This window comes from Microtetraspora sp. NBRC 13810 (assembly GCF_030268685.1).
Classification (GTDB): Bacteria; Actinomycetota; Actinomycetes; order Streptosporangiales; family Streptosporangiaceae; genus BSRQ01.
Map to the genome: position 1 here is coordinate 477068 of NZ_BSRQ01000001.1, position 18980 is coordinate 496047.

Annotated in this window: 17 protein-coding genes; 5 read left to right on the plus strand and 12 right to left on the minus strand. The window is 71.5% G+C overall.

From position 1 onward, the window contains the following. Nucleotides 1-25: 25 nt before the first annotated feature. The 6 genes from ptsP to QSK26_RS02200 form a co-directional block, all read right to left on the minus strand. The gene (gene ptsP, locus QSK26_RS02175; protein WP_285773212.1) at nt 26-1729 is read right to left on the minus strand and encodes a phosphoenolpyruvate--protein phosphotransferase; all 1704 of its coding nucleotides are present in this window, start codon (nt 1727-1729) and stop codon (nt 26-28) included. After that, complete coding sequence (locus QSK26_RS02180; protein WP_285773213.1) at nt 1726-1983, minus strand: HPr family phosphocarrier protein; 258 nt, start codon at nt 1981-1983, stop codon at nt 1726-1728. The genes ptsP and QSK26_RS02180 overlap by 4 nt, the downstream gene beginning before the upstream one ends. A 17-nt stretch (nt 1984-2000) precedes the next feature. Further along, entirely contained in the window at nt 2001-2648 is a 648-nt protein-coding gene (locus tag QSK26_RS02185) for an HAD family hydrolase (protein WP_285773214.1), read from the minus strand. 1 nt (nt 2649) lies between these two features. Next, the gene (locus QSK26_RS02190; protein WP_285773215.1) at nt 2650-3099 is read right to left on the minus strand and encodes a PTS sugar transporter subunit IIA; all 450 of its coding nucleotides are present in this window, start codon (nt 3097-3099) and stop codon (nt 2650-2652) included. Nucleotides 3100-3162: 63 nt separating this feature from the next. Beyond that, entirely contained in the window at nt 3163-3399 is a 237-nt protein-coding gene (locus QSK26_RS02195; protein ID WP_285773216.1) for a PTS sugar transporter subunit IIB, read from the minus strand. A 48-nt stretch (nt 3400-3447) separates the two neighbouring features. Further along, entirely contained in the window at nt 3448-4482 is a 1035-nt protein-coding gene (locus QSK26_RS02200) for an SIS domain-containing protein (protein WP_285773217.1), read from the minus strand. Nucleotides 4483-4628: 146 nt separating this feature from the next. On the opposite strand from QSK26_RS02200, the gene QSK26_RS02205 reads away from it, so the two are divergent. From QSK26_RS02205 to QSK26_RS02215, 3 genes are all read left to right on the plus strand, one after another. Then, nucleotides 4629-5369 carry a GntR family transcriptional regulator gene (locus QSK26_RS02205; RefSeq protein ID WP_285773218.1) on the plus strand — a complete coding sequence of 247 codons (741 nt, stop codon included), beginning with the start codon at nt 4629-4631 and terminating at the stop codon, nt 5367-5369. A gap of 27 nt (nt 5370-5396) precedes the next feature. Further along, on the plus strand, nt 5397-6719 hold the full coding sequence (locus tag QSK26_RS02210; protein ID WP_285773219.1) for a PTS transporter subunit EIIC: 1323 nt from the start codon (nt 5397-5399) through the stop codon (nt 6717-6719). A gap of 248 nt (nt 6720-6967) precedes the next feature. Next, nucleotides 6968-7462, plus strand: a complete 495-nt coding sequence (locus QSK26_RS02215) for an Rv3235 family protein (RefSeq protein WP_285773220.1) — start codon at nt 6968-6970, stop codon at nt 7460-7462. A gap of 154 nt (nt 7463-7616) precedes the next feature. Here the strand turns inward: QSK26_RS02215 and secA are convergent, their stop codons facing one another. Further along, nucleotides 7617-10421: a preprotein translocase subunit SecA gene (gene secA / locus QSK26_RS02220; RefSeq protein ID WP_285773221.1), complete on the minus strand. Its 2805-nt coding sequence runs from the start codon at nt 10419-10421 to the stop codon at nt 7617-7619. Nucleotides 10422-10639: 218 nt separating this feature from the next. Here secA and QSK26_RS02225 point away from each other — a divergent pair, with 218 nt between their 5' ends. Continuing rightward, entirely contained in the window at nt 10640-10981 is a 342-nt protein-coding gene (locus QSK26_RS02225; protein WP_285773222.1) for an HGxxPAAW family protein, read from the plus strand. Between the two features lie 82 nt (nt 10982-11063). Further along, the gene (locus QSK26_RS02230) at nt 11064-12284 is read left to right on the plus strand and encodes a winged helix-turn-helix domain-containing protein (RefSeq protein ID WP_285773223.1); all 1221 of its coding nucleotides are present in this window, start codon (nt 11064-11066) and stop codon (nt 12282-12284) included. A gap of 78 nt (nt 12285-12362) precedes the next feature. On the opposite strand, the gene QSK26_RS02235 is transcribed toward QSK26_RS02230, so the two are convergent. The 5 genes from QSK26_RS02235 to mtrB all read right to left on the minus strand — a co-directional run bounded on the left by QSK26_RS02235 (nt 12363) and on the right by mtrB (nt 18973). Next, a complete protein-coding gene (locus QSK26_RS02235) occupies nt 12363-13067 on the minus strand; it encodes a response regulator (protein ID WP_285773224.1) in 705 nt (234 codons plus the stop codon). Nucleotides 13068-13164: 97 nt separating this feature from the next. After that, nucleotides 13165-13836, minus strand: coding sequence for a ribosome hibernation-promoting factor, HPF/YfiA family (gene hpf / locus QSK26_RS02240; RefSeq protein ID WP_285773225.1), 672 nt, complete (start codon nt 13834-13836; stop codon nt 13165-13167). Between the two features lie 666 nt (nt 13837-14502). Further along, nucleotides 14503-15273 carry a ComF family protein gene (locus QSK26_RS02245; protein WP_285773527.1) on the minus strand — a complete coding sequence of 257 codons (771 nt, stop codon included), beginning with the start codon at nt 15271-15273 and terminating at the stop codon, nt 14503-14505. 182 nt (nt 15274-15455) lie between these two features. After that, a complete protein-coding gene (locus QSK26_RS02250) occupies nt 15456-17249 on the minus strand; it encodes an LpqB family beta-propeller domain-containing protein (protein ID WP_285773226.1) in 1794 nt (597 codons plus the stop codon). Beyond that, on the minus strand, nt 17246-18973 hold the full coding sequence (gene mtrB, locus QSK26_RS02255; protein ID WP_285773227.1) for an MtrAB system histidine kinase MtrB: 1728 nt from the start codon (nt 18971-18973) through the stop codon (nt 17246-17248). The genes QSK26_RS02250 and mtrB overlap by 4 nt, the downstream gene beginning before the upstream one ends. Nucleotides 18974-18980: the final 7 nt, after the last annotated feature.

Genomic DNA, 18980 nt, shown 5'->3' on the forward strand with positions numbered 1-18980 from the left:
CGCCCTCACAGCGACCACTCCGCCCTCACAGCGACAGGTCCGCGAGGCCGGGCAGGTGCGCGCGGGCCGCGGCCCGCGCCTCCTCCGCGGTGGCCGCCCCCCGGGCGGCCTGCGCCGCGAGGTGGCACTGCTCCTGCGAGTGCCTGGCCAGCGTCGCCCGTACGGCGGGCAGCGCGGGCGCCCCCATCGACAGCGAGGACACCCCCAGCCCGACCAGCACGCAGGCGAGCACCGGATCGGCCGCCGCCTCACCGCACACGCCGCACGTCTTGCCACCCGCCCTGGCGGCGGACGCGGCGGCGTGGACCAGGTCGAGCAGCGCGGGCTGCCACGGATCCTGCAGCCCGGCCAGCGCGCCGAGCTGGCGGTCGGCGGCGAAGGCGTACTGCGCGAGGTCGTTGGTGCCGATGGAGAAGAAGTCGACGACCTGGGCGAGGTCGGCGGCGCGCAGCGCGGCGGCCGGGATCTCGATCATGATTCCGGCCTCCGGCAGCCCCGCCGTGCGGCACGCCTCGGCGAACCACTCCGCCTCGGCCCTGGTGGCGACCATGGGGGCCATCACCTGGAGCTTGGCCCGCGAGCCGGCCGCGGCCCTGGCCAGTGCGCCGAGCTGGGCGTCCATCACCTCGGGGTGCACCCGGAACAGGCGCAGCCCGCGCTCGCCGAGGGCGGCGTTGGGCTCCTCGCCGGGCGGCGGCAGGAAGGCCAGCGGCTTGTCGGCGCCGGCGTCCAGGGTGCGGACGACCACCCGGCCGCCGGGGAAGGCGTCAAGGACCGTCCGGTAGGCGTCCTCCTGCTCCTGCGCGCTCGGCGGGGTGGCCCGGTCCAGGAACAGGAACTCGGTGCGGTAGAGGCCGACGCCCTCGGCGCCGTTGGCGACCGCGGCGGCGAGGTCGCCGGGGCCGCCGATGTTGGCGAGCAGCGGCACGAGGTGGCCGTCTGCGGTCATGCCGGGGCCGGTGGCGGCCGACAGCAGCGCCGCCCTGGCCGCGGCGGCGTTGCGCGCGACGGCGACCTCCTCCTCCGACGGCGACAGCCGTACCGACCCCGAGGCGCCGTCGACGAGCACGCGGGTGCCGGCCGCGACGGCGGTGACGCCCGAGCAGGCCACCACCGCGGGCACGCCGAGCGCGCGGGCGAGGATGGCGGTGTGGCTGGTCGGGCCGCCCTCCTCGGTCACGAAGGCGGCGACCACGTCGCGGGAGAGCACCGCCGTGTCGGCCGGGGCGAGGTCGCGGGCGATCAGCACGAAGGGCTCGGCCGCGTCGGTGGGCACGCCCGGCATGGGCAGTCCGCTGAGCAGCGCGATCGTGCGGTCCCTGATGTCGTCCAGGTCGGCGACCCGGGCCGCGAGGTAGCCGCCGGCCCCGGCCAGCAGTTCGCGGAACCTGCCGAAGGACTCGTACACGGCGCGCTCGGCGGCGACGCCGTCGGCGACCAGCTCGCCGATCCCGTCGGCCAGGCCGGGGTCCCTGGCCATCATGGCCTGGGCCTCCAGCACGTCCTGCGCCTCGCCGCCGGCCTTGGCGCCGCGCGCCTCCAGGTCGATCGCGACGTGTTCCAGCGCCTCCAGGGCGCGGGCCCGCTCGGCGGCGGCGTCGCCGCCGTGCCGGGAGCCCGCGGGCGGCTCGGGGATCTCGTGCGCCAGCAGGTGGACGGGCCCCAGGCCGACGCCGGGGCTGACCCCGACGCCGGTGAGCACGCCCCGCACGGGTCCCTGGCCGGTCACGGCGCCGACGCAATCGCCGCCAGCGTCTCGACCAGCTCCTCCGCGCCGTCGCCCTCCGCGCTGATCACGACGTTCTCCCCCTGCCGGACGTCCAGGGCGAGGACGGACAGGATGCTCTTGGCGTTCACCGGCTGTCCGCCCACCTTGGCCAGGGTGACGTCGATGCCCGCCTTCGCGGCGGTCTGCACGAACGTAGCCGCCGGACGGGCGTGCAGGCCGACTTCCGCCTGGACGGTTACCCTGCGTTCTGCCACGGTTCCTCCTTGGTTGTTCAGAAAAGCGGTAGTGGCCAGTCGATCCCGGTCAGGTCGGCCACCACGAGGTCCGCCCCGGCGAGATCCTCGTCGGGGTGGGTGGTGGCCACGGCGACGCAGGCCATGCCCGCCGCCTTGGCGGCGGCGATCCCCGCCACCGAGTCCTCGAAGGCGACGCAGTCGGCGGGCGCGGCGCCCAGCCGTTCGGCGCCCAGCAGGAAGCCCTCCGGGTGCGGCTTGCCCGCCGTCACGTCCTCCGCGGTGACCATGGTCCGTACCAGGTCCCGCACGCCCACGTCGGCCAGGCGCTCCTCGGCCCACCAGCGCATCGCGGAGGTGACCACGGCGATCGGCGAGCCGAACCCGGCGACCCTGCGGACCAGCTCCGCCGCGCCGGGCACCGGCACGATCTCCGGCAGGTCCGGGTGGTCGCGGTAGGTGAGGACCTCCGCGAAGAGCTCGTCGATGCCCTTGCCGGGGAACAACGCGGCCTTCTCGGCCAGGACGTCGCGCCCGCGCCTGCCCACGAATCCGCGCAGCAGCGCCATGTCGTGGTCGATCCCGTGGTTGTCGAGCAGCAGAGACCACATGGCCAGGCTGCGTCGCTCGGTGTCGATCAGAGTGCCGTCGAGGTCGAAGAGTGCCGCCTTCATCTGGGGAGTCATATCACTCCCACCTGAACAGCTCGTCCCCGGCCCTGACCGGGCCGAGGGCGAGGGCCGCGACCGCCTCCGCGGCGGCGTCGAGCGCGATCACCGGGCAGACCGGCGAGCGGCCGGCCGCCTCGATGTCGGCGGGATTCCAGGCCACGATCGGCCGGCCCGCCGAGACCAGGTCGCCCTCGCGGGCCAGCAGCCGGAACCCGGTCCCCTTGAGCTGCACGGTGTCGATGCCCAGGTGGACGAGGACGCCCCGGCCGCCGGCGCCCGCGACGATGAACGCGTGCGCGTGCAGTTTCACGATCTGCCCGTCGATCGGGGCGACCGCCTCGGCGGCGCCGCGCTCGGGGTCCACGGCGAGGCCGGGCCCCACCATGCCCGCGGAGAACACCGGGTCCGGCACCTGCGCGAGAACGAGCGCGCGGCCCGCCACGGGGGCGAGAACGGTCGTGCTCATGGTCATGCTCGCTTCGCCGTCATGACACCCTCTCCGGTGTGCCGCCGCTCGGCCGGAGGGCGCTCAGCCGATGATGTCCTCGATGTCGCTGGCGATCGTGTCGGCCTGCGGCCCCACCACGACCTGGACGATGTTGCCGGCGGCCATGACCCCGTGCACGCCGGCGGCCCTGAGCGCGGTCTGGTCGACCTTGGAGGCGTCGTGCACTTCGGTACGCAGGCGGGTGATGCACGGCTCGATCTCGATGATGTTGTCGGCGCCGCCGAGTCCGGCGATGATCGCGTCAGCGTCTGCCGCCATGTCGTACTCCCGTCGTCTCTGTCGGTGACCAGGCTAGACGACCGGCGGCTAGTCGGTCTGGGTGACCTTGTTCAGGCCGCGCGGCGCGTCGGGGTCGATCCCCAGCCTGCGGGCGAGAGCCTCGGTGAGCAACTGGCCGGGCACGATCAGGCCGAGGGGGGCCACCCACTCGGGCAGGTCCGGGCCGTTGAGGGACGCGGTCGAGGCCGCCGCCAGCCCGGCTCCGCCGCCCACGCCGTACGCCGCCGCGCCCGCGCCGGTGACCCGCTCGGCCAGCGCGATCGTGCCGGGCAGCGTGGGACCGTCGCCGGCCGCGATCAGGATGGCCGGGGTGTCCTCGTCCACCACGGCGATCGGGCCGTGCAGCAGGTCGGCGTAGGACAGGCCCATCGCGTGCAGGTAGCACGCCTCCTTGAGCTTGATCGCGGTCTCCAGCGCGGTCGAGAACGCCAGGCCCCGGCCGGACACGACGACGCCCTGCTTGTCGGCCAGGGCTTCCACGATCGCGTCCAGGTCGCCCGGGTTCTCGATCAGCTTCTCCACCGCGTCCGGCACCCTGGCCAGGTCGGCGGGGTCCACGTCGGCGCCGTGGCCGAGGGCGAGGACGGCGAGCGCGGCGAGCTGGGTGGTGTAGGTCTTGGTGGCCGGCACCGCCTTCTCCTCGCCGGCCTCGGTGCACAGGGCGAGGTCGGCGGCCTGGGCGAGCGGGCTCTCCGGGCCGCCGTTGGTGATCGCCACCGTCTTCGCGCCGCAGTCGGCCGCCCAGGCGAGGGTCTCCACGATCTCCTCGGTGCGCCCGGACTGGGACAGCGCCACCGCGAGCACCCCGTCGAGGTCCAGCTTGCGGCGGTAGGTCGTGGCGATCGAGGGCGCGGCCAGCGTGGCCAGCCGGCCGGCGTGCGCCTCGATCAGGTAGCGCCCGTAGACCGCGGCGTTGTCGGAGGTGCCGCGCGCGATGAAGAGGAGCTGCCGGGTACGGCCGGCCAGCGCGGCGACCTCGTCCACGCGCGGCAGCAGCGCGTCCAGCGTGGCCCGTAGCGCCGCCGGCTGGTCGCCGATCTCGCTGCGCATGTTCGTGGTCATCTTCCGCCCCATCCTTCGGTCCCACGGCGAACCCGACGTGCGACCGACCCCAAGTTGACACTCTTTTCCGGCATGTGGTCTAGTCCGGACTAGACCAGTACGAACCATAGCCCATGCTTTTAAACCAGATCGAGGGGGGAGGATCCGTGGCGCACATCGATCCGGACAGCCCGGTGCCCAAGTACTTCCAGCTCCGCGAGATCCTGCTCGACCTGATGGAGAGCAACGAGCTGCCCATCGGCGCGGCCATCCCGTCCGAGCGCGACCTCTGCCAGCAGTTCGGCCTCTCCCGTATGACCGTACGGCAGGCCGTGGACCACCTGGTCTCCGAGGGCCGGCTGCACCGGGTGGCGGGCAAGGGGACCTTCGTCGCCCGTCCCAAGATCGAGATGGCGCTGCGGCTCACATCGTTCAGCGACGACATGCGGGCGCGCGGGCTGCGGCCGGGCTCCCGCGACCTCGACCGGCGGATCATGCGCGCCAGCGCGCACCTCGCCCGCGAGCTGGGCATCCGTCCCGGCGACGAGGTGCACTTCATCGAGCGGCTGCGCACCGCGGACGGGGAGCCGCTGTGCATCGAGCGGGCCCACATCCCCGTCTCCCTCGCCCCCGACCTCATCGACCGCGACCTCACCGACCGTTCGCTGTACGGCCTGCTCGAATCGGACTACGGTCTGGTACTGGACGCGGGAGAGCTCACGATCGACGGCGGCATCGCCGACCCGGGCGACGCCGACCTGCTGAAACTGCCACGTGGTGGAGCCGTGCTGCTGCTGCAGCGGCGTTCCTTCGCCGGGGGCGTGTGCGCCGAACTCGGCGTCTCGACCTACCGCGCCGACCGCTACCAGCTCCGTACGGTCCTGGAGACACCGCAACGACGGAACTGACTCCTCATTGACCTGGAGGAACGCCCGATGAGTTCCAGTTCGGCGGACGCGGGCCTCCCCGCGGCTCCCTCCCGCCAGTCGTCGGTCATGGCCGTGCTCTCCCGGATCGGCCGCTCGCTCATGCTCCCCATCGCGGCCCTGCCCGCCGCCGCCCTGCTGCTCCGGCTGGGCCAGGACGACCTGCTCGGGCGCACCGCCAACCCCACCCTGGACGAGGTCGCGGCCGTCATCGGCGGCGCGGGAGGCGCGCTCTTCGACGCGCTCCCGCTGCTCTTCGCGGTGGGCGTGGCGATCGGGTTCGCCCGCAAGTCGGACGGCTCGACCGCGCTGGCCGCCGTCATCGGGTACCTCGTCTGGGACCGGGTCACCCACCTGATGTTCTTCAACTCCAACCTGCGCTCCCAGGTCTCCCAGCAGGTGCTCGGGCCCGACGGCCGGCTGACCGAGACCGTGAACCTCGCCTCCGCCAACCCCACCCGGGTGCTCGGCGGCATCCTCATCGGCCTGGTCACCGCCCTGCTGTGGCAGCGCTACCACCGGATCAAGCTGCCCGCCTGGCTGGCGTTCTTCGGCGGGCGGCGCTTCGTGCCGATCGTCACGGCGCTCGCCGGCCTCGTCCTCGGCGTCGTCTTCGGCCTCGTGTGGCCCCCGGTCGGCGAGGCCGTACGCGGCTTCGGCGACTGGCTCGCCTCCTACACGACGATCGGCACCGGCATCTACGGCGTGGTCAACCGGCTGCTCGTGCCGCTCGGGCTGCACCACTTCGTCAACTCGATCGTGTGGTTCACCATCCCCGAGTGCAAGGTCGGCGGGGTGACCGCGGCCGGGGACCTCAACTGCTACTTCGCCGGTCAGCAGGGGGCCGGGGAGTTCATGGCCGGGTTCTTCCCGGTGTTCATGTTCGGACTGCCCGCCGCCGCGCTGGCCATGTGGCAGGCCGCGCCCGCCCACCGGAGGGCCGCCGTCGGCGGGATCATGCTCTCGGCCGCGCTGATCTCCTTCGTCACCGGCATCACCGAGCCGATCGAGTTCGCCTTCATCTTCGTCGCCCCGGTGCTCTTCGTCGTGCACGCGCTGCTCACCGGGGTCGCCATGGCGGTCACCTCGGCCCTGGACGGCAGGCTCGGCTTCGGCTTCTCCGCCGGGCTCATCGACGCGGTGCTCAACTACGGCAAGTCCAACACCCACCACTTCTGGCTCATCATGGGCCTAGGTGTGATCTACGCCGTGGTCTACTACGTGCTCTTCAGCTTCCTGATCAGGAAACTGAACATCATGACCCCGGGCAGGGAACCCGAGCCCGACCTCGACGCAGGCGAACCCGCCCGCCCCTCCCCCCCGCCCCCCTAGCCCCCAGCCCAACGGCCGCACGGGCGGCAGGGTGGTTCCGGGCGGGGCCTGTGGCTCTTCCGTGACATCCGGATCGGCTTTCGGGGTGGCGGGCGGCCGATCCAGCTTGGGGGGATCTTCTTCGCTTAGGTCCGCGAAACGGCGCGGCGGCGGAAGAAGCTGGTGGGCCGGGTATCCGGTGGCGGGCCCGGAACCTCCTGTCCATGTCAGCGCACGTCAGGTTCCCGCACCCCTCTGGGAGTCGCCCCATGCCCCGCCATCTGCGATCGGTCCCCCTCCCCCGGTTCGGCGCCGCCCTCACCGCCGACCCGCCGTACGACGACGAGCGCCCGGCCGCGGGCCCAGCCTCGGCGCCGCCTTACGTACAGGGCACGCTGGCCCTCGCCTGTGAGGAGGCGGACCTCCCGCGGCCGGGCCGGGTACGGCCGGTGCGCACGCCCGGCGAGCGGCGGCTGCGGGCGCTGGGGCAGGCGTTCGCGGAGGTGCTCGCCGGGCGGCGGCCCGCGGCCACGGTCGCCGCGCACGCCACCGCCCGCGCCTACGCGGAGCTGCGCCGGGCCGGCCGCATCATCGACGCCGACGGGCCGCCGTTCGCCTCCCGCCCGCACATCTCCATGCCGACGCCGGACGCGATCGAGATGTGCCTGCTCGTCCACTGCGCCCGCCGCCGCAGGGTGCTCGCCCTGCGCCTGGAGCGCCGAGGCGTCCAGTGGCTCTGCACCGACTTCGAGACAACCCCCTGACAACTTCCCCCTGGCAACCCTCCAGACGCCCTCTGAACCCCCTCCCCGAGCCCGCCGGGTGCCGTCTTGCCGGAAGGCCCCCGTGAGCAGTCGCCTTTGAGACGCGAACGGCCCCCGGGCGATGCCCGGGGGCCGGTGCGAGCGGCGGGTGCGGTCAGACCTCGGTGTTCTTCGGGTCGCCGTGGCAGCGCTTGAACTTCTTGCCCGAGCCGCAGGGGCACGGGGAGTTGCGGTTGACGTCGCCGTAGGCGGCGCGCTCCTCGGCGGTGCTCACCCGGTGGTGCTCCACCTCGCCGGACTCGCCCGGCGCGGTGTACTCCAGCTCGGTGGGCCGCTGCGGGCCGCGCAGGCCGCGGGCGATGATCGACCGGGTCTCGGCGATGCTGACGTCCTCGGACGCGTCGGACTCTTCGACGATCGGGTTGGTCTGCACCTCGACCTGGAGGTTGAACAGATAACCGACCGACTCCTCCTTGATGCCGTCGAGCATCGCGGCGAACATGTCGAAGCCCTCCCGCTGGTACTCGATCAGCGGGTCGCGCTGGGCCATCGCGCGCAGGCCGATGCCCTCCTGGAGGTAGTCCATCTCGTAGAGGTGCTCGCGCCACTTGCGGTCGAGGACCGACAGGACGACCCGGCGCTCAAGCTCGCGCATGGTCTCCGCGCCGAGCTCCTCCTCGCGGCCGTCGTAGCCGGCCAGGGCGTCGGCCTTGATCCGCTCGTTGAGCCGGTCGGCGGTGAGCTCCTCGCGGTTGCCGCCGCCCTCCTCCTCGACGACCTGGTCGACCGTGAGCGAGATGGGGTAGAGCTGGCCGAACGCCTTCCACAGCTTCTCGAGGTCCCACTCCTCGGCGAAGCCCTCGCCGGTGGCGCCCGCGACGTACTCGTCGACGACGTCGCCGATGAAGCCGCGGATCTGCTCGCGCAGGTCGGCTCCCTCAAGGACCCGGCGGCGCTCGGCGTAGATCACCTTGCGCTGGCGGTTCATGACCTCGTCGTACTTGAGGACGTTCTTCCGGATCTCGAAGTTCTGCTGCTCGACCTGGTGCTGGGCGCTGGCGATGGCCTTGGAGACCATGCCGGACTCGATCGGCACGTCGTCCGGGATGTTGAGCCGGGTCATCAGCATCTCGACGCGGGCGGAGTTGAACAGCCGCATGAGATCGTCTTCGAGGGACAGGTAGAACCGGGACTCACCCGGGTCGCCCTGACGGCCGGAACGACCGCGGAGCTGGTTGTCGATGCGGCGCGACTCGTGGCGCTCGGTGCCGAGGACGTAGAGGCCGCCGAGGGAGGTGACCTCCTCGTGCTCGGTCTTGACCACGGCCTTCGCCTTCTCCAGCGCCTCCGGCCAGGCCTTCTCGTACTCCTCCGGGGTGTCCACCGGGTCGAGACCGCGCTGGCGCAGCTCCAGGTCGGCCCGGAACTCGGGGTTGCCGCCCAGCATGATGTCGGTGCCTCGACCGGCCATGTTGGTCGCGACGGTCACCGCGCTCTTGCGGCCGGCCTCGGCCACGATCGCCGCCTCACGCGCGTGGTTCTTCGCGTTGAGCACCTCGTGCTTGACGCCGCGGTGCCGGAGGAGCCGGGACAGCCGCTCGGACTTCTCCACGGAGGTGGTTCCGACGAGGACCGGCTGGCCCAGCTCGTACCGCTCCTTGATGTCCTCGACGACCGCGTTGAACTTCGCGTCCTCGGACTTGTAGACCACGTCGGCCTGGTCCTTGCGGACCATCGGCTTGTTGGTCGGGATCGGGACGACGCCGAGCTTGTAGGTCTGGTGGAACTCGTTGGCCTCGGTGGCGGCGGTACCGGTCATGCCGGAGAGCCGGTCGTAGAGACGGAAGTAGTTCTGCAGCGTGACGGTGGCGAGAGTCTGGTTCTCGTCCTTGATCTTCACGCCTTCCTTCGCCTCGATGGCCTGGTGCATGCCCTCGTTGTAGCGGCGGCCGTGCAGGACTCGACCGGTGAACTCGTCGACGATCAGGACCTCGCCCTCGACGACGATGTAGTCCTTGTCCTTCTTGTAGAGCTCCTTGGCCTTCAACGCGTTGTTGAGGAAGCCGACCAGGTGGGTGTGCTCCGGCTTGTACAGGTTGTCGATGCCGAGCCAGTCCTCGACCTTCTCGACGCCGGACTCGAAGATGCCGACCGTGCGCTTCTTCTCGTCCACGACGTAGTCGCCGGACTGCTCCTGGCCGTCCTTGCCCTCGGTGCCGCGGCGCAGCCGGGGCACGATCTTGGCGAACTCCTGGTACCACTTGCCGGACTGCTCGCCCGGGCCGGAGATGATCAGCGGCGTGCGGGCCTCGTCGATGAGGATCGAGTCGACCTCGTCGACGACGGCGAAGAAGTGGCCGCGCTGGACGCACTCCTCCAGCGACCAGGCCATGTTGTCGCGCAGGTAGTCGAAGCCGAACTCGTTGTTCGTGCCGTAGGTGATGTCGGCGTTGTACTGCTTGCGGCGCTCGTCCGGCGGCATGTTGGCCAGGATCACGCCGACCTCGAGGCCGAGGAAGCGGTGCACGCGGCCCATCGTCTCGGCGTCGCGCCTGGCGAGGTAGTCGTTGACGGTGACGACGTGCACGCCCTTGCTCGCGATGGCGTTGAGATAGGCGGGCAGCGTACACGTCAGGGTCTTGCCCTCACCGGTGCGCATCTCGGCGATGTTGCCCATGTGCAGCGCGGCGCCGCCCATGATCTGGACGTCGAAGTGCCGCTGGCCGAGCACCCGGCGGGCGGCCTCGCGAACCGTGGCGAACGCCTCGGGGAGTAGGTCGTCCAGCGACTCGCCGCCGGCGTGCCGCTGACGGTACTCGTCCGTCAGAGCGCGCAGCTCCTCGTCGGACATGCTCGTGAAGTCGCTCTCAATGTCGTTGACCTGGTCAGCGATCCGCTTGAGCCTACGCAGGATTTTGCCTTCGCCTGCGCGAAGGATCTTGTCGAGAATGGCAGCCACTTTATGTAAAGCTCCTCGCAGGTCGACCCCGGCCGGGCTGACGAGACATACTTCCCCGGTGCCATCGTAGGCGCTTCCACCACCAGACACAGCCACCGTCAAGAACGGTGTGACCGTGTGTGGAGTTCCCCGGGGAGTTCCTTGGATGGGTATGTCCTCTCCCTTGGGGTATGTCGGTGCCTATCGCACTGCTGGCGACGGCAAGGAGAGAAGGGACGATGGCCGAGATCGACTCTCAGAGGCCACAACAGGAAGAGGGCGGCGAACTCGTCGAGGGCGAGCTCGGTTCGCGGCCCAAGACGTTCGGGCGGCAGTCGGGCCACAGCGGCCGGGCGTCGTCGTGGCTGGCGGTCACGGTGATGTTGCTCGGCTTCACGGTGGGCGGCGTGGCATTGTGCCTGGGTCCGCACTGGTTCGCGTTCTGGCTGGGCGCGGGGATCTTCGTGCTCGGCGGCGTGCTCGCGCTGGTCTTCGACGTCTTCTCGGACGTCGTCGTCGACACGCCCCGGGTGATGTTCGACGAAGAGGGCCGGCCACACGACTTGGTGGACCGTACCTGACGCGACATTTACCCGGGTTCGGCCGGCCCCCGAGGACACCGGCATTCGGTTTTCGTCGGTGACGCGGGTTAGCATCGCCCCCATGGTGACGACCCTGACCCCCGACGAGGCCCGCCGACTGATCCTGCGGGCGCAGGGCTTCCTGGGGGCCGACGCCCGGCGCGGCGGGGTTCCCGCCATGCTGCGCAGGCTGGGCGCGGTGCAACTCGACACGATCTCGGTGCTGGCCCGTTCGCACGAACTGGTCGCCTACTCCCGGCTCGGCGCCGTGGGCAGGGGCAAGGTGGAGCGGGCTTACTGGGACGGCGACGCGTTCGAATACTGGTGCCACGCGGCGTGCATCCTGCCGATGGCCGACTGGCCGCTCTACGAGTTCCGCCGCCGGGCCGTCCGACTGCGCCGCCGCCGCTGGCACGACGTGCCGCCCACCCTGGACAAGGTGCTGGAGCAGGTCCGCGACAGCGGCCCGCTCACCGCCACCGACCTCGGCGGGGCGAAGAACGGCGGCCCCTGGTGGGACTGGTCGGACGTGAAGATCGCCGTGGAGTGGCTGCTCGACCTCGGCGAGGTGGTCTGCTCCCGCCGGGTCGGCTGGCGCCGGGTCTACGACCTGGCCGAGCGCGCCGTGCCCGCGGACCTGCTCGCCGAGGAGCTCTCCGACGCCGAGTGCATCGCCCGGCTGACCGGGATGGCGGGCCGTGCCCTGGGCGTGGCGAACCGCGCCGACCTGGCCGACTTCATCCGGGTCAAGGGCGAGCACGCCGCCCTGCTGGACGAGGCCCTCGCCGGTGGCGCGAGCGGCCTGGTCCCGGTGCACGTCGCCGGCTGGCCCGCCGTACGGCGGGGCGCGGCGGGCGACGCCGGGGCGGCCAACGCGTGGGCCGATCCCGCCGCGCTGGAGAGCGCGCCCCGGGGCCGGCACCGCACCACGCTGCTCTCGCCCTTCGACTCCCTGATCTGGGACCGCGCCCGCACGCTGCGCGTCTTCGGCCTCAACCACCGGCTGGAGGCCTACGTGCCGAAGGAGAAGCGGGTGCACGGTTACTTCACGATGCCGCTGCTGGCCGGGGGGCGGCTCATCGGCCGGGTCGACCCGGCGCGGGAGGGCTCGACCCTGGTGGCCCGGCGGCTGAGCCTGGAGCCGGGCGGCGGCGGGCCGCGGGACATCGAGGCCGTGCGCGAGGCGCTGTGGTCGGCGGCGGCCTGGGTGGGCTGCGACGACGTCCGCGTCGAGGTGGTGGACCCGGCCGGGGCGGGTGACGCGATCCGCGCGGCCGTCCGGCAGGCCCCGGACGCCCGCTAGCGCCCCGGACGCCCGCCAGCGCAGGCCCAGAGCCGTCCGCCGGTCACGGGTACGCCCGGACCGGCAGACGGCTGAAGGTCAGGTGATCTCCAGCATGCGCTCGCGCACGGCGTAGACCACGGCCTCCATGCGGGAGTGCAGCTGGAGCTTGTCCAGGATGTTGCGGACGTGGTTCTTCACCGTGTTCTCGGAGATGAAGAGCTGCTTGGCGATCTCCCGGTTGTTCATCCCCTTGGCGACCAGCCGGAGGACCTCCATCTCCCGCTCGGTCAGGCGCGGCACCGGGAGCTGAGGCGGGCGCTCGGCCTCCTTGCGGCTCATGGTCTGGAACTCGCTGATGAGCTTGGCGGCCATCGCCGGGTTGATCAGAGACTGGCCCTCGTGGACTCCGCGCACCGCGTCGGGGACCTCGTCGAGCTGGACGTCCTTGAGCAGGTATCCGGTGGCACCCGCCTTGATCGCTTCGAAGAGGTCCTCCTCCTCGTCGCTCACGGTCAGCATGACGATCCGGGTGCTCGGCACCGACGCCTTGATGCCCCTGGTGGCCTCGATGCCGCTCAGCCGGGGCATCCGCACGTCCATCAGCACGACGTCGGGCAGCAACCGGTCGGCCAGCTCGACCGCCTCCTGGCCGTCGCTCGCCTCGCCGACCACCTCGATGTCCGCCTCCGCGGCCAGTGCCAGCTCCAAGCTGCGGCGGATCAACGCGTGATCGTCGACGATCAGCACGCGGATCGGCTCGCCCTGCCCTGCCGGGCGAACCGCCTCGTCGGGTTCCGTCACGCCACCTCCTCGTGGGGGCCCCAGAGCCTCTGGACCGCCATGATTACACGGGTTACGCGGTCTTCGGGTTGGTCGAGAGGATCTTCATACTCGATGGCTAGGGCTCGACCAGCCGCAACACCCCGTAGTTGTAACCACGCCGTCGGTAGACGACACTGCACCTGCCGCACTCTTTGTCGCGGAACAGGTAGAAGTCATGCCCTACGAGCTCCATCTCCAGGAGTGCCTGGTCGATGGTCATCGGGTCGGCGTCGTGGAACTTCTCCCTCACCACCAGAGGGCCGTCGCCGTCCATCTCAATGGGAACGATGGGTTCGTCGTCGTAAGTTCCCGTCGCCTGCGGCGCCTCCTCGACGACCGGCTCGGCGGGCCGGGGAGCCTCCTGGGGCGCCGGGATCTGCATCCCGAGCGGTTCCGCCGCCGGGGCGGTCATCTCGGCGACGGAGGGCGGGCAGTGGTTGCCGTGGTGGAACTTGCGCCGGTCGCTGATCCGGCGCAGACGGCCTTCCAGCTTGCCCAGGGCGACGTCGAGGGCCGCGAACCTGTCGTCCGCGGAGGCCTCCGCGCGGATCGCGGGGCCACGGGAGCGGATGGTGAGCTCCACCCGCTCACGCTGGTCGGCCAGCCGCGGGTTGCGCTCTTTCGACACCTCCACATCCACACGAATGAGCTTGTTGTCCAGACGCTCGATCTTGGCCAGCTTGGTCGTCACGTGGTCTCGGAATCGGTCACTCACCCCGGTGTGCCGCCCTTTGACAATGATCTCCATGCAACAGCCCCCCTTCGCCTTTCGACTGCGGTGGTTGAGCGCCCGACGGGTGTGCCGGGCTCACGATGCGGGGCCATCCGTCGCCCCGGCATCTCTTCGTGGACAAGCGGGTGTCTCCTTCCGTTCACCTCCGTGCGCGTCAACAGACGCAGTTCCCAGAATCCGGCTGTTTTGCACCAGGGAATCTTGATGGCACCCGTCCGGCCGACCTGGTCTTCGTCCCCACATCCGCCTGCTGAGGGTCTCGCAGCTCTTTGCCACTACTGCCCTTCTCCTCTGACGGGAGGTATCTGACCTCCCGGGAAGGCAGGACTTACTTCTAAGCCGCACCGTGATCGAACGACGAAAAGTCGCCTTACGTGGACCGTTTTGCCTGCGGCTGGCATCGGCTAGCGGAGCCGGGGCCACCGGCTCTGCGCAACCACGGACCCGAACGGGTGCCATGTGTCGAACGCTATCCGTATCCCGGCGGAATGTCAGCCGGGCCATCAGTCAAATGATCACTTACCGTGACGGAATGTGGAGGCCATCGGAGGGTCGATCTTCACATCGCCCGAGACACGTCCGTTATGCGAGGAGATCTCACATCCCTTGAACAGCATCGCGGACGAGGGCAGGTAGCAAGATATGACCCCGAGGTGAGCGGATCACCGCCCGGATCGCCCCTCACGCTAAGTGATCCCCCCGCTTTTCGGACGCCCGGGCGTGTCGCCGGGGGGTGGCGGCGAGGGTGATCGCCACGGGGACGTGGGCTCCGGCCTCGCGCAGGACCCTGGCGGTCTCGGCGAGGGTCGCGCCGGTGGTCACGACGTCGTCCACGAGCGCGACCGTGCAGGAGCGGGCGCACAACGCCCGCAGGGCGACGCCCGCCGGTTTCTTGATCCGATAGGCCGCCGACAGGTTGGCGGCCCGCTCGGAGGAGCTGAGGCCCGCCTGGTCGGCCACCCGCCGCCGGTGCTCCACGGCGGCCAGCAGGGTCACCGGCCAGCCCTCCGCCCGCAGCCGCCGCACCGCGAGCGCGGCGATCCTGCCCACCGGGTCGTGCCCGCGCCGCCGTCGCCCCCCGGGCGAGCCGGGCACCGGCACCACCACGACCTCCCGGCGCGGCGGCCGGGCCCCCCGGCCGTCGCGGGAGGCGGCGAGGGAGGCACCCAAGGACGGGGTCAGGGAGGCGGCCAGGGTCGCCGCCAGCGAGTGGGCCAGCGGCCGGGCGAGAGCCGTACGGCCGCGCTCCTTGTAGGCGATGATCGCCCGCCGGGCAGCGCCCTCGTACGGCGCGGCGGACCAGCAGTCGGGCAGGCCGGGCGGCACGGGCACCGGCATCCGGCGGCGCGGACCGCCGGCCAGCTCCGCCGCGCAGGCCGCGCACAGCACGGCGCCCGCCCCGCCGCACCCCGCGCACCGGGGCGGCAACAACAGATCGAGCACGTCCCCCATCACGCCCCCGACCCTGCCACCCCGCACCGACAATCCCGCCGCGCGGGCAGGAAGGGAGGTCGGCCGAGCGGGCAGAGGTGGTCAGCCGAGCGGGCAGGTGGGAGGTCAGCCGAAGCGGACGGGGAGGGCAGAGGTGGTCAGCCGAAGCGGACGGGGAGGTCAGCCGACCGAGCAGGAGGAGGTCAGCCGAGGGGGAGGAGGGGGTAGGTGGCGTCGTCCTTGGCGGCGGCGACCCAGGCGCTCTTGGCGGCCTCCCAGCGGAGGACCTCGCGCTTGCCGTCGGCGGCGTCCTCGGCGCCGGCGAGGATGCTGTCGCCCAGCGCGGTGATGGACGTGATGCGGGCGTCGGCCTTGAAGGACTCGGAGGTGCCGTCGGTGACGGACACGGCGCGTACCTCCTGGCCGGCCCTGCCGCCGGTCAGCACGAGGAGGGTGGTGGCGTCGCGCCAGGCGATGTCCTTGATCTCACCGTCGCCCGCCGTGACGAAGGGCTGGAAGTTGCTGATCCGCACCTCGCTGCCCTTGACCACGACGGTGCCGACGAGCACCTGGGTGCCGTGCTCGCCGTCCACCACCGCCGCGACCCGCACGCCGTCGCGGGCGACCCGCAGCTCGCGCACGTCGACCCCCTCCAGGCTGGGCGCCGAGACCTGGACGACCTGCTTGCCGTCGTAGCGCAGGACGCGCGAGGAGTGCTCGCCGAGCTTGTCGACGGTCCACAGGTTGTCGTAGCGATCCCAGCAGGGCCGGAGCAGCGAGGTGCCGGCGATCGTCTGCTGCCACTGGGCGCCCTGGACCAGCGGGGCCACCGAGATCACCTTGTGGTCCTTGTGCAGCGCGGCCAGCTTGTAGGGGCCCAGGCCGGACAGCGCGAAGTCGTCGTAGTCGTCGCCGAGCCGGTCGGTGGAGGCGGGCACCGGGACCGCGGCGACGTGTTCGTCGTCCTCGTGCAGCATCTGGAGCGTGCCGCCCTTGAGGTAGTAAGCGGGCGTCTTGCCGGGGACGAGCCAGGGGTCGAAGGCGCGGTAGGTGTTGTAGCCCACCTCCAGCGTGCCGCCGTCGGGGTAGAAGGGCTCGCCGTTGACCCGGATCTCGATGTCCCAGCGCTCGGTGAGCTGGTCGAGCGTCCACCCGATCTGCGCCGCCATCGCGGCCACGCTGCCGCCGCCGGGACCGGTGGAGATCGCGTTGGTGGCCGCCTCGTTTAGGTCTACAATGATCTTGTCGTCGTCGGTGCTGACCCGGTGCAGGGTGGTGCCGGCGGGCACCGCGTTGTGCACGGCGTCCTTCAGCCCGGTGGTGGCGCCGTCGAGCAGCCGGTTGACGATGCTCTCCGCGAAGTCGGTGGAGGGGTCCACCCGGATCCGCACCTCGTCGACGACCAGGCCCTTCTGCTGGTTGTCCAGGTAGTAGAGCTTCACCGCGCGGTAGCTGCGCCGGATGTCGTCCGCGTTCAGCAGCAGGCCGTCGGGAAACTCGGTGATACGCCAGCCCTGCGGGCCTTTGACCAGTTTGAACGGCTGGTCCAGCGGCTGCCCGTCCGGCGCCGACGTGGCATGGTATTTGCCGGTCGTGTCGATGGTGCCGATCACGGTGCCCTTGAGCGGCACGGTGATCTCCTTGGCGTCCGGGGTGACCGTGATCGCGTCGGGCAACTGGCCTTCGTAGACCGTCACGCCGGCCTCCGGGCGCCAGAGGTGACCGGCGTCCGGCGTGAGGTACTGCCTGGCGACGCTCCACCGCGGGTCGTCGACGCTCGCCATCGCCGCGAGGAAGCCGGTGACGACCTGCTCGGGCCGCCACTCCGGGCGCGGCGGCATGGCGATCACCCGGACGTAGGGCTTGCGCAGCGGGTCTCCCTGGACGGCCGCGCCGACCGGCACCGGGCTGCCCTGGGTGGGGATCACCGCGCACGCGGCGCCGCTCCAGGCGAGGGCGAGCGCGATTCCGGCGGCGCCGAGGTTCCTGGCTCTCACGACGCCCCTCCGTCCAGCACGCTCTCCGGCACCGGCGGTGACAGGGCGGGGGTCACGTGCCCGCGCCAGGTGCGCCGCATCTCGATCTCCGGCGGGACCAGCGGCAGCGGCGAGCCGCGCAGTTCGGTACCGGCGAGCCGGGGCAGCGACAGCCGGAACTGCGACCCCTCGCCGGGCAGACCCCACGCCTGTAGCCAGCCGCCGTGCAGCAACGCGTCCTCCCGGGAGATCGCCAGCCCGAGGCCGGTGCCGCCGATGGTCCTGGCCCGCGAGGGATCCGCCCGCCAGAACCGGTCGAAGACGAGGTTCTCCTCGCCCTGGCGCAGCCCCACCCCGTGGTCCCGTACGGCGACGGCCACCGCGTCCCGGTCGCCGCCGACGATGACCGTGATGTCCTTGCCCTCGCCGTGTTCGATCGCGTTGAAGAGCAGGTTGCGCAGGATGCGCTCGACCCGGCGGCTGTCGATGTCGGCCATGCACGGCTCGCCGGGCAGCCGCAGGTCGAAGCGGATGCCCTGCTTCTCGCCGAGCGCCTCGGAGTCGGCGACGGCGCGCAGCACCACGTCACGCATGTCCACCGAGTCGATGTCCAGGGTGGCCGCCCCCGCGTCGTAGCGGCTGATCTCCAGCAGGTCGGTGAGCATCGACTCGAAGCGTTCGAGCTGGTTCTGCATCAGCTCGGCCGCGCGCGCCGAGGACGCGTCGTAGTCCTCCCGCGCCTCGTACAGGAGGTCGGCCGCCATCCGCACGGTGGTGAGCGGGGTGCGCAGCTCGTGCGAGACGTCGGAGACGAACTGGCGCTGCACCTGCGACAGCTCCTCCAACTGGTGGATCTTGACCGCGAGGTTGGCGGCCATCTCGTTGAAGGAGGTGGCCAGCCGGGCCAGGTCGTCCTCGCCGCGCACCTTGAGCCGTTCCTCCAGCCGCCCGGCGGCCAGCCGCTCGGCCGCCTGGCGGGCCAGCCGTACGGGGGTGACGACCTGCCGGGTGACCAGGGAGGCGATGGCGGCGAGCAGGGCGACCAGGCCGACGCCGACCACGACGAGGGTCTGGCGGACCGAGGAGAGGGTCGCCTCCTCCTCGGTCAGCGGGAAGAAGTGGTAGATCTCGTAGCCGTTCTCCACCCGGACGCCGATGGCGATGCCCGGCTCGGGGCTGGTCCTGCCGTAGTAGTAGAGCTCCGCGGGACGGCTGAAGGTCTCGTTCAGCTCGCCCTGGCTGACGACGCGGTGCAGGTCGGCCGGGATGCTGCGCGGCTGGATCTCGTTGGTGGCGCGGTATTCGCCGGGCGCGGCGGCGTTCCTGATGATCACGTTGTACCGGCCGGACTCCCCTGCGCGGTTGGCGAGCACGGCGGCGGCCCGGTCGATGGGCGAGTTGAGCGCGGTCTGGGCCGGGTCGAGGCCGGGGATGGGCTGCTTGCTGACCTCGTCCAGGCTCTGGTTGAGCTGGGCGACGATGGTGGCGCGGTCGGCGAGCGCGTCGCTCTCGGCCGAGGCCGTACGGCCCTGCACCACGGTCGTGGTGATCTGCTGGACCAGGAAGAAGCCGAGGACGGCGACCACTGCCACGGAGATGACCAGCGTGCTGGTCACCACCCTCAGCTGCAGCGAACGCCGCCAGACGCGGCGGGCCTTTCCCGCCGCGCGGCGCGCCCTGCGCCGGACACCGCGCATGATCTGCATCGGTGTCCGGCGCCGGGACCTGCCCTTCGGCTTGAGCATCGTCGGA